The 13,203-nt window shown below is 50.4% G+C and carries 11 protein-coding genes; 5 read left to right on the forward strand and 6 right to left on the reverse strand.

All coding sequences use genetic code 11. From position 1 onward, the window contains the following. Positions 1-12: 12 nt before the first annotated feature. Entirely contained in the window at positions 13-783 is a 771-nt protein-coding gene (locus MKQ68_RS24220) for a TatD family hydrolase (RefSeq protein WP_264281311.1), read from the reverse strand. A gap of 112 nt (positions 784-895) precedes the next feature. On the opposite strand from MKQ68_RS24220, the gene MKQ68_RS24225 reads away from it, so the two are divergent. Continuing rightward, positions 896-1,792 carry a hypothetical protein gene (locus MKQ68_RS24225; protein ID WP_264281312.1) on the forward strand — a complete coding sequence of 299 codons (897 nt, stop codon included), beginning with the start codon at positions 896-898 and terminating at the stop codon, positions 1,790-1,792. A 52-nt stretch (positions 1,793-1,844) separates the two neighbouring features. On the opposite strand, the gene MKQ68_RS24230 is transcribed toward MKQ68_RS24225, so the two are convergent. Further along, positions 1,845-2,486 (reverse strand): polysaccharide deacetylase family protein, encoded by a 642-nt coding sequence (locus MKQ68_RS24230; RefSeq protein ID WP_264281313.1) that lies wholly within the window; start codon positions 2,484-2,486, stop codon positions 1,845-1,847. A gap of 64 nt (positions 2,487-2,550) precedes the next feature. Here MKQ68_RS24230 and gltX point away from each other — a divergent pair, with 64 nt between their 5' ends. Beyond that, positions 2,551-4,080, forward strand: a complete 1,530-nt coding sequence (gltX, locus tag MKQ68_RS24235; RefSeq protein ID WP_264281314.1) for a glutamate--tRNA ligase — start codon at positions 2,551-2,553, stop codon at positions 4,078-4,080. A gap of 238 nt (positions 4,081-4,318) precedes the next feature. Here the strand turns inward: gltX and MKQ68_RS24240 are convergent, their stop codons facing one another. Then, entirely contained in the window at positions 4,319-5,983 is a 1,665-nt protein-coding gene (locus MKQ68_RS24240; RefSeq protein ID WP_264281315.1) for a glutamine--tRNA ligase/YqeY domain fusion protein, read from the reverse strand. A gap of 122 nt (positions 5,984-6,105) precedes the next feature. Here MKQ68_RS24240 and MKQ68_RS24245 point away from each other — a divergent pair, with 122 nt between their 5' ends. The 3 genes from MKQ68_RS24245 to fumC all read left to right on the forward strand — a co-directional run bounded on the left by MKQ68_RS24245 (position 6,106) and on the right by fumC (position 8,781). Next, complete coding sequence (locus MKQ68_RS24245) at positions 6,106-6,525, forward strand: cobalamin B12-binding domain-containing protein (protein ID WP_264281316.1); 420 nt, start codon at positions 6,106-6,108, stop codon at positions 6,523-6,525. 12 nt (positions 6,526-6,537) lie between these two features. Next, complete coding sequence (locus tag MKQ68_RS24250; RefSeq protein ID WP_264281317.1) at positions 6,538-7,314, forward strand: enoyl-CoA hydratase/isomerase family protein; 777 nt, start codon at positions 6,538-6,540, stop codon at positions 7,312-7,314. Between the two features lie 63 nt (positions 7,315-7,377). Continuing rightward, positions 7,378-8,781 carry a class II fumarate hydratase gene (gene fumC, locus MKQ68_RS24255; RefSeq protein ID WP_264281318.1) on the forward strand — a complete coding sequence of 468 codons (1,404 nt, stop codon included), beginning with the start codon at positions 7,378-7,380 and terminating at the stop codon, positions 8,779-8,781. 68 nt (positions 8,782-8,849) lie between these two features. Here fumC and MKQ68_RS24260 read toward each other — a convergent pair whose 3' ends face one another. The 3 genes from MKQ68_RS24260 to MKQ68_RS24270 all read right to left on the reverse strand — a co-directional run bounded on the left by MKQ68_RS24260 (position 8,850) and on the right by MKQ68_RS24270 (position 13,182). Then, on the reverse strand, positions 8,850-9,815 hold the full coding sequence (locus MKQ68_RS24260; protein WP_264281319.1) for a sulfite exporter TauE/SafE family protein: 966 nt from the start codon (positions 9,813-9,815) through the stop codon (positions 8,850-8,852). A 132-nt stretch (positions 9,816-9,947) separates the two neighbouring features. Beyond that, positions 9,948-10,616, reverse strand: a complete 669-nt coding sequence (locus tag MKQ68_RS24265) for a lipoprotein signal peptidase (RefSeq protein ID WP_264281320.1) — start codon at positions 10,614-10,616, stop codon at positions 9,948-9,950. Between the two features lie 64 nt (positions 10,617-10,680). Further along, positions 10,681-13,182, reverse strand: coding sequence for a bifunctional UDP-N-acetylmuramoyl-tripeptide:D-alanyl-D-alanine ligase/alanine racemase (locus MKQ68_RS24270; protein ID WP_264281321.1), 2,502 nt, complete (start codon positions 13,180-13,182; stop codon positions 10,681-10,683). Positions 13,183-13,203 lie beyond the last annotated feature (21 nt).

Genomic DNA, 13,203 nt, shown 5'->3' on the forward strand with positions numbered 1-13,203 from the left:
CCTCGTTATCGGTTAGAGCATTTTGAATAATTTCCGTGCATTCATGCTCGTAATCGCAGCGACGTCTTCTATTTTTAGATTTTTTATATCTGCTATCTTTTCGCCCACCAGCGGAACGTACGCGCTTTCATTCCTTTTACCGCGATACGGTACCGGCGCTAAGTAGGGCGCATCTGTTTCCAGTACAATGTGTTCCAACGAAATTTCTTCCATCACCTGTTCGAGGCCCGATTTCTTAAAAGTCACCACACCACCGATGCCTAAATAAAAGCCCATTTCGGCGATCTCTTTCGCTTCGGCCACGCTGCCTGAAAAGCAGTGGAACACGCCGGTGAGGCTGCCGTTATGCAATTCTTTTACCACGTCGATACACTCGCGGGTAGATTCGCGGCTGTGGATGGCGATGGGGATGTCATGTTCCAGGGCCAGTTTGATCTGCTCGCGGAAGGCGTCGTACTGCTGGGGTACAAAGGTCTTTTCCCAGTAAAAATCCAGCCCAATTTCACCTACTGCCCAGAATTTTCGCTTACTCAACCATTCGCGCACAATAGCGAGCTCACTTTCAACGTTTTCTTTCACGTCGCAGGGGTGCAAACCCATCATTGGCAGGCATTGTCCGGGAAATTGAGCTTCCAGTTCCAGCATCCCATCTACCGAAGAACTATCGATATTAGGCATAAATAACTGCGAAACCCCGGCTTCCAAAGCCCTTTTGATCATTTCGGTACGGTCACTTTCGAACTTATGGCTATATAAATGAGTGTGAGTGTCAATCCAATTCATGGTTATTTTTTTAGCGATAATTTGGTTTTCTCCGGTTTTATATTAATTTTAATGTTAATTAAACCGGAAAGCAAAGTTACGGTCTGATTGAACCATACCTATAAAAACTTCTATGATGAAACACTATTTTAACACCAACAAAGTGTTGGCGCTTGGCGTACTGGCTGTTACAAGCGTATCTATTTTCTTTGCATGTAAAAAAGATGACAAGGTAGCCGACAACAAAGAGGAAACCAAAACCCTCGCGGCTGCTGAAGTCAATGCGGCTGTAGGGGCGCTTTATGAAGATGCGTTTAATGTAACGGTGAATGCCAGTGCTTCCGAAGATAATCTTAACAAAAATCAAGGACGTATAGCGGCTGGCGGCCAATATAAGACAGGCACGATCTGTCCGGGTATGGGCATCAGTGTTTCGCCCATAGAGTTTGGCATATGGCCTAAAACGGTGACGATCGATTTCGGTACCGGTTGTACGGTAGGTCAACGTACACGCAAAGGCAAAATAGTCATTGAAATCAGCAAAATTCTTTTCACAAGCGGTGCTATAGCCAAACTGACGTTCGAGAACTATTCTGTTAACGGCATCAAAGTAGAAGGTACTCAGCTTATCACGAACACATCTTCTAACATGGGATTCAGCTTCACCTACACCGTGACAGGTGGTAAAGCCACTTATCCTGATAACAGCGTTTACACTTACGTTACCAACCGCACCATCGCACAAACCGAAGGCAGCGAAACGTTACTGGACCTCGGCGACGACGCCTACGGCCTCTCCGGTACTGCCACCGTTAGCTACACCGACTCCACCAACGCTGTAACGACTGCTAACTTCAACACGAAAGCAACGCTCATCAAAAAAGCAGATTGCCCTTATGTAGCAGAAGGCATTCTCGAAATCGCGCTGAATAACATCAAAGGCACGATCGACTACGGTAAAAAAGAAACCTGCGATAACAAAGCCACGCTCACCGTGGGCGACAAATCCAAAGAAATTACACTTCCCTAAAACAGAAGGAATTTATACACTACAGATGGCTGGGCGTAATGCCCGGCCATCGTCAATTGAGGGCACGATATTGTGGCAACGCTTCCATGCGTAACCCTTCCTTCTTACAATAGGCGAGCACCCGCGGCAACGCATACTCCAGCCGCTCCCAGGCTTTCGTACTGTCGTGAAATACGATGATCGACCCTTTCTGCAATTTAAACACCACGTTCTGCAAACACTGCTCGCCGCTGATAGCGGTATCGAAATCGGCACTCAGCACATCCCACATAATGATGTGAAAAGGCGTTTGCTGCTGCTTCAATTGTCTTATCTGAAAAGGAGAAATGCGGCCGTAAGGCGGACGAAATAAATTACTGCGGATGTATTGACCTGCTGTATGAATGTTCGCGAGATAGGCTTTAGTCCCCGTCTTCCAGCCGTTCAGGTGGTTATGGGTATGGTTGCCCACGGCATGCCCTTCCGATAAAATACGCTGGTAAATCTCCGGCTGCTCCACCACATTTTTGCCGATGCAGAAAAAAGTGCCCTTTGCGTCGTACTGTTTCAGTTGGTCCAGTACGAACGGCGTAGCCTGTGGGTGCGGACCGTCGTCAAAGGTGAAATAAACCACGGGGGCGGTGGGTGAGAGGCTCCAGGTACAGCTGCTGTAAAGGCTTTTAAGTAGGGTGGGCGTTTTGGTAAAATAGAACATATGCTTGCCGGTAAATACGCGCTAAAAGTACCTATAATAAACCATTTGTTTACCTTTGCGGCCTATGGAACAGAAAAAAGTAAGGGTACGTTTTGCACCGAGCCCTACGGGCGGCCTTCACCTGGGAGGTGTTCGTACGGTGCTGTTCAATTATTTGTTCGCCAGGCAGCACGGCGGTGATTTTGTGCTGCGTATTGAAGATACTGATCAAACCCGTTTCGTTGCCGGAGCGGAAGAATATATACAGGAATGCCTTCGCTGGTGCGGCCTCGTGCCCGACGAAGACCCGGTAAAAGGCGGCCCTTTCGCCCCTTACCGCCAGAGTGAGCGTAAGCCAATGTACCGCGAGTATGCCGGGCAGCTCATCAAAGCCGGTCACGCCTATTACGCTTTCGACTCCCCGGAGGAGCTGGAGGCTATGCGTGAAGTGGAGAAAGCCAAAGGCAATCACGCCCCGCAATACAACCGCGCTATCCGCAGCACGATGCGTAACTCTTTCACGCTTTCCGAAACGGAAGTGGCCGAACTGCTGGAGAAAGGCGCTCCGCACGTGGTGCGCATCAACATGCCCGAAAACGAGGACGTGTCTTTCACCGATATGATCCGCGGCACGGTGACTTTCAACACTTCGACCTTAGATGATAAAGTACTGCTGAAGGCCGACGGTATGCCTACGTATCACCTCGCGGTGGTGGTAGACGATTACCTGATGAAGATCTCACACGCTTTCCGCGGCGAAGAATGGCTGCCTTCTGCACCTATTCACATCCTGTTATGGCGCTACTTCGGCTGGGAAAATGACATGCCGCAATGGGCGCACCTCCCGCTGATCCTGAAGCCCGATGGTAACGGAAAACTCAGCAAACGTGACGGCGACCGCCTGGGCTTCCCGGTGTATGCTATGAACTGGGGCGTGCCTGGTAGCGAGACTTTCACCCGTGGTTTCCGCGAAATGGGTTTCCTGCCCGAAGCGTTCATCAACATGCTGGTAATGCTCGGTTGGAACGACGGTTCCGGCCAGGAAATATTCAGCCTCGACGAACTTATTAAACGTTTCTCCATCGAACGTGTTCACAAGGGCGGTGCGAAGTTCGATTTCGATAAAGCAAAATGGTTCAACCAGCAGTATATCCAAAAAGCGGATAACGCAGTACTGGCCCAACTCTTCCAGCCCGTGTTGCAGGAAAAAGGCATCACTGCCGATCCGTCTTTCACCGAAAAAATCACCGGACTCGTAAAAGAACGCTGCCAGTTCGTCAACGAGATATGGGACCATGGTTTCTACTTTTTCCAGAAGCCCGAAGCCATCGATGCCGACGCCGTAAAGCCAAAATGGACGCCCGAAAAGCAACAGTTCTTCGAAGAATGGGCCGCCAGCTTCGACCAGCTGCCCGACTTTAACGCCGTTGCCCTCGAGGAAAGCTTCAAACAACTTGCTACTGCTAAAAGCATCAAACCCGGAGAGTTGCAAATGCCTTTCCGCATTATGCTCTGCGGCGGCAAATTCGGCCCACAGGTATTCCTCATCGCAGAAACCCTCGGCAAGGCGGAAACCATCGCCCGCATCCAACACGCCCTGCCTTTATTCGCGTAGTACATCTGAACTTTCATCATACGGAAGCCTCACCGCACGGTGGGGCTTTTCTTTTGTTAGCCACCTTTCACCCCATTTTTCAGCCGCCGTTGTGTCACTCACTTGTACTTTCATCTTGCTATTCGACATTCGCAGATGCATGCTGCTGCGGCGGCGAAGACACACCCATCCCCCAAAACATTTAAACAAAAAAAGCCCCCGCACATCGCAGAGGCTTCTCGTTCGACAAACTATCGAATTATTTCTTAGCTTCTTTCGCCCAGGTATCCTTCAGCGTTACGGTGCGGTTAAACACCGGTCTGCCGGGCGTACTGTCCTTATCCACCACAAAGTATCCCTTGCGCATGAACTGTAAACGCTCGCCCTCCTTAGCTTCCAGCAGGGAAGGTTCAATGTAGGCGTTCTGTATGAGGTGCAGCGAATCAGCATTGATGTGATCTTTAAAATCCCCTTCGGCGTTGCCTACATCTTCTACCTTAAACAGGCGGTCGTACAAACGTACTTCCGCAGTGGCGGCATGTTGCTCGCTCACCCAGTGGATCGTACCTTTTACGGTGAGACCGCTGTTATCGGTACCGCTTTTGCTCTCTGGCAGGTAGGTGGCATAAACGGTTGTGACGTTGCCGTCAGCGTCTTTGTCAAACCCGGTACAGGTAACGATGTACGCGCTCTTCAGGCGAACAGACAGGCCTACGCCCAGGCGGAAGAACTTCTTGGGAGGGTTCTCCATAAAATCTTCACGCTCTATCCACAGCGAACGGCTGAACGGTATGCTGCGGCTGCCGGCAGTTGGATCTTCCGGGTTGTTTTCTACCTGCATATGTTCTACTTCTCCTTCGGGATAGTTGGTGAGTACCAGCTTGATCGGGTCCAGCACGGCCATTACGCGGTTGGCTGTTTTGTTCAGCTCCTCGCGGATGCAGAACTCCAGCAGGCTGATGTCGATCAGGTTATCACGTTTTGCTACACCGATCTTTTCGCAGAACTGGCGGATGCTTGCAGGCGTATAACCACGGCGGCGCAAACCGCTGATCGTAGGCATGCGGGGATCGTCCCAACCGGTTACGTGGTTCTCGTTCACCAGCTGCAGCAGTTTACGTTTACTCATCACCGCGTAGGTCATGTTTAAACGGGCAAACTCATACTGGTGGCTTGGGAAGATGTTCAGCTTCTCTATAAACCAATCGTACAGCGCACGGTGGGGAATAAACTCCAGGGTACAGATCGAATGGGTAATCTGTTCGATGCTGTCGCTTTGTCCGTGTGCGAAGTCGTACATCGGGTATATACACCAGGTATCGCCGGTGCGGTGGTGATGTGCGTGACGAATACGATAGATGATCGGGTCGCGCATGTGCATGTTCGGCGAAGCCATATCTACTTTAGCGCGCAGCACCTTTTCGCCATCCTTGAACTTGCCTGCTCGCATGTCTGCAAACAGAGCCAGGTTTTCGGCCGCAGTACGGGCGCGGTACGGACTCTCCTTACCAGGCTCGGTAGGCGTGCCTTTCATGGACGCAATTTCTTCGGAAGTGGAATCGTCCACGTATGCATATCCCAGCTCGATCAGTTTAGTGGCAAACTGGTACAGTTGTTCAAAGTAATCACTTGCGTATAACTCGTTAGCCCACTCAAAGCCCAGCCAGCGGATGTCGGCTTTGATGGAGTCCACGTACTCGGTGTCTTCGGTTACGGGGTTGGTATCATCAAAGCGAAGATTGGTTTGGCCATTGTATTTCAGGGCCAGGCCAAAATTCAGGCAAATGGACTTGGCGTGCCCGATATGCAGGTAGCCGTTCGGCTCCGGCGGGAAGCGGGTAAGCACCCGTCCGCCATGGGTTCCGTTGGCGATGTCTTCTTCAATGATCTGTTCTATAAAGTTTAACGATTTTTCCTCGCTCATATAACTTTTGGCTTTTTACCGGACTGCAAATGTAAGATAAACTGGCGTTTTAGCGAGTTCAAACAGCTTCCGCCCTTAACTGATAAAATACTACATTTACAACTGAACATCAAAATAAACTTATGGTCAACCCTCTTCAACGCCCTGTTCGCGTACTGGTAGCCAAAGTGGGGCTGGACGGCCACGACCGCGGCGCCAAGGTGATTGCAGCCGCACTGCGCGACGCCGGCATGGAAGTTATTTACACCGGTTTACGCCAAACCCCCGAAATGGTCGTAAACGCCGCCCTGCAGGAGGATGTGGATGCCATTGGCATCAGTATCCTCAGCGGTGCCCACATGACTGTTTTTCCACGTGTTTTGTCAATTATGAAGGAAAGAGGCATGAATGATGTACTGCTGACAGGCGGCGGCATCATTCCCGATGAAGATATTAAAGCGCTCAATGAACTGGGCGTAGGCAAAATATTTCCGCCCGGCACCAATACCCAGGAAATTGCCGGCTATATTGAGAAATGGACGGCAGCACACCGAAACTTCTAAAAAAGCATTGTTATGTACGAAACCATCAAAACGGAATTAAGCGGTAGCATTTTCACAATTACGATCAACCGTCCGGATAAGCTGAACGCCCTCAACCAGCAGGTGATGCAGGAGCTGGCGCTGGCTATCGACGAAGTGTACACGAACAAAGACATTAAAAGCGGGATCATTACAGGCGCTGGTGCCAAGGCTTTTGTGGCCGGGGCCGATATCAGTGAGTTCCTTACGCTTTCTAACGAACAAGGGGCGGGTCTCGCGAAGCGTGGCCAGGTAATTTTCCAGCGGATAGAAGATTCTCCCAAACCGATAGTGGCCGCAGTAAACGGTTTCGCCTTAGGTGGCGGCTGCGAACTGGCCATGGCCTGTCATTTCAGGCTGGCGTCGGACAATGCGAAGTTCGGTCAGCCCGAGGTGAACTTAGGCATTATTCCCGGTTATGGCGGCACGCAGCGGCTTACGCAGCTGGTGGGCAGGGGCAAGGCATTAGAATTAATTATGACGGGGGATGTGATACCTGCTTCGGAGGCTTTGTCGCTCGGGTTGGTCAACCACGTTACCACTGCAGAAGAGCTGATCCCGAAAACCAGGGCTATCCTCGAAAAGATCCATACAAAGGCCCCGCTGGCTATCGCGAAGGTGGTGAAATGTGTAAACGCATCTTTCGATAAAGACCTGAATGGTTACGAAACCGAAATCCAGCAGTTTGGGGCCTGTTTTGGTACAAAAGACTTGCAGGAAGGCGCTGAAGCCTTTATCAAGAAGCGAGCGGCAAACTTTACAGGACAATAACTGACATTTTTCATATCGCAAGTCCTCATTTTCCTGTAGGTTTGTATCCCTAAATTTTAGCATATGGATTTCAGAATAGAGAAAGACACCATGGGTGAAGTTAAAGTGCCTGTAAATGCATATTACGGCGCACAAACCCAGCGTTCGATCGACAACTTCCGCATTGCCCAGGATATTAACAGGATGCCGAAGGAAATCATCCGCGCTTTTGCCTACCTGAAAAAGGCCGCGGCCTTTACGAACCAGGAAGCTGGCGTACTGCCCGAAGAAAAAGCAAAGCTGATCGGCCAGGCATGTGACGAGATACTGGATGGCAAACTGGATAATGAGTTTCCACTGGTAGTTTGGCAAACCGGCTCTGGTACACAGAGCAACATGAACGTAAATGAGGTGGTGGCTTACCGTGCACACGTAATCAACGGCGGCCAGCTTTCCGATAAAGATAAATTCGTTCATCCTAACGATGACGTGAATAAATCACAGTCTTCCAACGATACTTTTCCTACAGCGATGCACATCGCTGCTTACAAAATACTGCTGGAAACTACTATTCCCGGTATTAAAAAGCTGCGCGACACCCTGCACGCCAAAGCGGTGAAGTTCAAGAACGTAGTGAAGATCGGCCGTACCCACTTTATGGACGCTACGCCGCTCACCCTCGGACAAGAGATCAGCGGTTATGTATCGCAGCTGGACCACGGTCTGCGCGCGATCAACAATACCCTGGCACACCTGAGCGAGCTGGCACTGGGCGGTACTGCAGTAGGCACCGGCATCAACACACCAAAAGGTTACTCAGAAAACGTAGCGAAAAAGATAGCGGAACTTACCGGCTTACCTTTCGTTACAGCAGAAAATAAATTTGAATCACTGGCTGCGCATGATGCGATCGTAGAAGCGCACGGCGCGCTGAAAACCGTTGCCGTTAGTCTCATGAAGATCGCTAACGACATTCGTATGCTCAGCTCCGGCCCACGTTCCGGTATCGGCGAAATTCATATTCCCGATAACGAACCAGGATCTTCTATTATGCCAGGTAAAGTGAACCCTACGCAGTGCGAAGCGTTAACCATGATCGCTGCGCAGGTACTGGGTAACGATGTGGCGATCAACATCGGCGGCGCGAACGGTCACTTTGAACTGAACGTGTTTAAGCCGGTAATGATTTACAACTTCCTGCACTCCGCCCGCCTGATCGGTGACGGCTGCGTAAGCTTCAACGACAAGTGCGCCGAAGGCATCGAACCTATCGAAGAGAACATCCGCAAGCACGTTGAAAATTCACTGATGCTGGTAACTTCGCTGAACACAAAGATTGGTTACTACAAAGCCGCCGAGATCGCGCAGAAAGCCCATAAAGAAGGCACCACGCTGAAAGAAATGGCGGTGAAACTGGGCTACGTTACGCCAGAGGAATTTGACCAATGGGTAGTACCTGGTAACATGGTGGGTGACATCAACCTGTAATAAAAAACATCGCATAAAAAAAGGCGTCCTCATAAGGGACGCCTTTTGTAATTATGGCAAAATAAACATTAAATCCAGGAGAGAATGATGGTGCGCAGGCTCATGAGGATGACCAATACACCTACGAGCAGCATCAGTGGTTTCCTTTTGATCTTCTTCACTAACACCGCAGCAAGTGGTGATGCGATCACACCGCCGATAATGAGGCCTACGATCACATGCCAGCTGTCGATGCCGTTAAACAGCAGGAACGTACTGGCGCTGGCGAGTGAGATGAAAAACTCCGCCGCGTTCACGGAACCGATGGTGTAATGCACCGCACGGCCCTGGCTCAACAGGGTAGAAGTCACGATCGGCCCCCAGCCACCGCCGCCCACAGAGTCCATAAAACCGCCGAACAATGCCAGCGGCCCAAGATTGCGGGTTTTACTTTTACGCTTTTTCTTTTTGAGGGCTTTAAAGATGATGATCACGCCTAAAACGAGCAGGTAGGCGCTCATGTAGGGTTTGATCACATCGCCATCGATCCAGTCGCTTAACAGCCAGGCGCCTGCTACTGCGCCAATCACACCGGGCACCAGCAGGTAGAGGAACAGCTTTTTGTTAACGTTGCCCAATTTAAAATGCGCAATGCCCGAAGCGCCCGTGGTAAACACCTCCGCCACGTGTACGCTGGTACTGGTAATAGCCGGCGGAATGCCAAGGCTCAGCAGCATGGAAGACGAAGAAGCGCCATAGGCCATGCCCAAAGCGCCATCGATCATTTGCGCGGCCAGGCCAACGCCTATATAAAAGAAAAGTTCTTTCGTGAAGATTTGCTCCGCCAGCTGCCCGATACGCGTTTGCGCCTCGTTCGATACGCCGTAGAAGTAAGCATAGACGCCTGCCAACAGCACTACGCCGATAATACCGATAATGACCCAAAGCACCCGGCTGCTCTTATTTTCCTCGTTAACAAGGTCAATAAGCACCTCCTGGCTCTCAACAGTAGCCCGTCGTTGTTCAACCTTATCGATCAACTCATTATGCGACATATATTATAGTGCTTGTATAGTCTATAGATATTGTGGACTAAAATAGCAGGAATATGTGGCATCTCCAAATATTTTGGAAAATAAAAAAGCTGCCCTTAACAAGAGCAGCTTCCTAGTACAGTATATACACCACTACATCACCTGGTGCTGATCATCTACTACGGAGTTGGTCTCCACGGTATTGTGGTTAGCAGGTATGCGGCGGATGAGGAAACGTTTCTGGAAAAGCAGGATGGTGATCACGCCTATGGAAATGGCCGCATCGGCGATGTTGAACACCGGGCGGAAGAAGATGAAATACTCGCCACCCCAGATCGGCACCCATGTTGGCAGGAAGCCTTTGTATAGCGGGAAGTACAGCATATCTACCACATTACCGTGCAGGAAACCCGCATAACCACCGCCTTCAGGCATGAACTGCGCTACGCTGGCAGCCGTGCTTTCGGAGAAGATCATGCCGTAAAACAGGCTGTCGATCAGGTTGCCCGCTGCACCCGCGAGAATGAGGGAGCCGCAGATGATCAGGCCTTTGTGGTAGCCGTCGCGGATGAGGCGTTTGATATATATGAAGCCCACTATCACCGCTACGAGACGGAATAGGGTGAGGAACATCTTACCGAAGCCGCCACCGAATTGCAGGCCATAAGCCATGCCTTCATTCTCAATAAAATGAATGTGGAACCAGTCTGCAAAAATGGTGTACTCCTGCGTGAGGGTCATATTAGTTTTGATCCAGAACTTCAGGACCTGGTCTACCAACAGCACCAAAAAGACGATAATAACGACGTGACGATACTTCAAAATCTCTGATTTTTGCCAAAAATAGCATTTTCTTTTAATCCTTTTCAGGTTTGATGGTCAGTTACTATTCCTGGAAATAGATTCGTTTCACACGCTGCGATATGCCGGTGAGTATTTCGTACGGAATGGTGTCTGCCCAGGCGGCGAGTTGCTGTACGGGCAAATCCTCCCCGAATACGGTTACCACGTCGCCTACTTTCACTTCCGGAATATGGGTAACGTCGAGCATGAGCATGTCCATCGCTATGACGCCAGCAACAGGCGCGAGTTTGCCGTGTATGAGCATTTGTCCCTTACCGTTGCTGAGGCAACGGTTATAACCGTCTGCGTAACCGATACGCACCGTTGCGATCACGGAAGGTACTTTGGCGGTCCACTTGCCACCGTAGCCCACCGTTTCGCCTACGGCCAGTTTTTTCACCTGCGCTACCGTGGTTTTAAGGGTGCTTACGTTTTTCAGTTTGGCCTGCATGTCTGCCGAGTTATCCACGCCATACATCCCGATGCCCAGGCGTACCATGTCGAACTGCAGTTCGGGGTGCCGGTGAATGCCGGCGCTGTTGGAAATGTGGCGGATGATCGGGTAGCCGAGGGCTTTTTGCAGATCGGCGCTCATTTCGCGGAACAGGCTGCCCTGCCTGCGGGTGAATTCGTCCATCTCCGGATCTTCACTGGCGGCCAGGTGGCTGAAAATAGACTTCACATGAAAAGCACTATGTTCCTTCAGCTGGCTGATGAGTTCAGGTATATCTTTCTTCTCGAAGCCAAGCCGGTGCATGCCGGTATCCAGCTTCAGGTGGATGGGATAGTTGACTTTATTACTGGCCCGCACTTCTTCCTCGAACCTGTTCAGCAGGTGCATGGAATAAATCTCCGGCTCCAGGTTCCATTGCAGGATGGCGTCGAAGGTGCTGGGTTCGGGGTTCATGACCATGATAGGCATGGTAATGCCGGCCCTGCGTAAGTCTACGCCCTCGTCTGCATATGCCACGGCAAGGTAATCCACACCATGGAACTGCAACAGGTTGGCGATCTCGAAGCTGCCGCTGCCATAGGAAAAGGCTTTCACCATTCCCATTAACTTGGTGCCGGGCTTCAACAGCGCCTGGTATTGTGTAATATTATGAGCGATGGCCGACAGGTCTATTTCAAGAATAGTCTGATGGGCTTTGTGTTCGAGCAGTTTGCCGATGCGTTCGAACTGGAACACACGGGCGCCTTTCACCAGGATGGTTTCCTGTACGAAGTCCTGCGGGTTAAACTGCTGGATAAACTCCTCTGTACTTTGGTAAAAGCTGCTTTTCAGTCCTAACACCTGCTGGAAAATTCGCTTCTCCCGGCTGATGTTGCGGCCGATGCCTACGAGCTTCTGGATGCCTTTTTGCTCGAGTAATGCAGCCACTTCCTCATACAAACTGAAGTCGCTTTTACCGCTTTGCAGGATGTCGCTGAGAATAACGGTTTTATTCGGATGCTGCCGTTGCTGTTGTAAAAACTCCAGCGCAATCGACAGCGAACCCATATCTGAATTGTAGCTGTCGTTGATGATAGAGCTATTGTTGATCCCCTGCCGCAATTCGAGGCGCATGGCGATGTTGCCGAGGCGATCCATGCGATCGATAATGGTAGCGTGAGGGATTTCCAGGTACAGCATCAGTGCCCAGCAGTTGATGGCGTTCTCGATGGAGCCTTCATCAACAAATGGGATATTGATATGCATCGCTTCGCCTTTGTACAGCGCGTCAATACGGGTGTGATTGGTGTTTTTATCGCAGCTGATAATACGCAGGTCTGCATCGGTCTTACGCGACCAGGAAAACAGCTGGATGGCTTTATCCGTTTCGCGTTTGCCTACCTGGTTATGGAAGTTGAGCACACATTCATTTAGCGCGAGGTAATCTTTCGGGTAGATGAGTACATCACTTTTCATGAAGAGGATCAGCTTTTCGTTGATCTTCTGCCGTATGTTAAGGAAGCCTTCGCTATGTGCTTCGCCAATGTTGGTGAAGATGCCGATGGTGGGTTTGATCAGCTTCTCGAGGTTCACCATCTCACCCGGTTGGGAAATGCCGGCTTCAAAAATGGCCAGGTCATTTTCCGGTTTCATCTGCCAAACGGACAGCGGTACACCGGTTTGAGAATTATAACTTTTCGGGCTGCGAACAATGTTGTGGTCCTTTTCCAGCAGCTGGTACAGCCACTCCTTCACGATGGTTTTACCGTTACTACCGGTTACGCCTATTACGGGAAAATGGAAATGGTGGCGATGCCAGGCCACGAGGGCATGCAACGCCTGAAGCGTGTCTTTCACCAATATCACATTGGCATTGGGGTACTTTTGAAGGTCTATTGATTCGCTTACGATGAAATTGCTGACGCCTTTCTCATAAAGCTCTTCAATAAACTGGTGCGCGTTGCGGCGCGCACTTACAAGGGGAATGAACAATGATGTTTCTGCAAAATTCAGCTTGCGGCTGTCCAGTACAATATGTTCGATCTCCGGAGCTCCTGTATGTTGCAACAGTTCTCCCTTCAGTACCTTGCTGATGGTTTCTGCGTTATACACTTTTTATATGGTTTGTCGAGT

Source organism: Chitinophaga horti (assembly GCF_022867795.2).
GTDB classification, from domain to species: domain Bacteria; phylum Bacteroidota; class Bacteroidia; order Chitinophagales; family Chitinophagaceae; genus Chitinophaga; species Chitinophaga horti.

What these genes read in the sequence shown, in the direction of transcription:
- MKQ68_RS24220 (WP_264281311.1), bottom strand. Translation starts at nt 783, where the DNA reads ATGAATTGGATTGACACTCACACTCATTTATATAGCCATAAGTTCGAA.
- MKQ68_RS24225 (WP_264281312.1), top strand. Translation starts at nt 896, where the DNA reads ATGATGAAACACTATTTTAACACCAACAAAGTGTTGGCGCTTGGCGTA.
- MKQ68_RS24230 (WP_264281313.1), bottom strand. Translation starts at nt 2,486, where the DNA reads ATGTTCTATTTTACCAAAACGCCCACCCTACTTAAAAGCCTTTACAGC.
- gltX (WP_264281314.1), top strand. Translation starts at nt 2,551, where the DNA reads ATGGAACAGAAAAAAGTAAGGGTACGTTTTGCACCGAGCCCTACGGGC.
- MKQ68_RS24240 (WP_264281315.1), bottom strand. Translation starts at nt 5,983, where the DNA reads ATGAGCGAGGAAAAATCGTTAAACTTTATAGAACAGATCATTGAAGAA.
- MKQ68_RS24245 (WP_264281316.1), top strand. Translation starts at nt 6,106, where the DNA reads ATGGTCAACCCTCTTCAACGCCCTGTTCGCGTACTGGTAGCCAAAGTG.
- MKQ68_RS24250 (WP_264281317.1), top strand. Translation starts at nt 6,538, where the DNA reads ATGTACGAAACCATCAAAACGGAATTAAGCGGTAGCATTTTCACAATT.
- fumC (WP_264281318.1), top strand. Translation starts at nt 7,378, where the DNA reads ATGGATTTCAGAATAGAGAAAGACACCATGGGTGAAGTTAAAGTGCCT.
- MKQ68_RS24260 (WP_264281319.1), bottom strand. Translation starts at nt 9,815, where the DNA reads ATGTCGCATAATGAGTTGATCGATAAGGTTGAACAACGACGGGCTACT.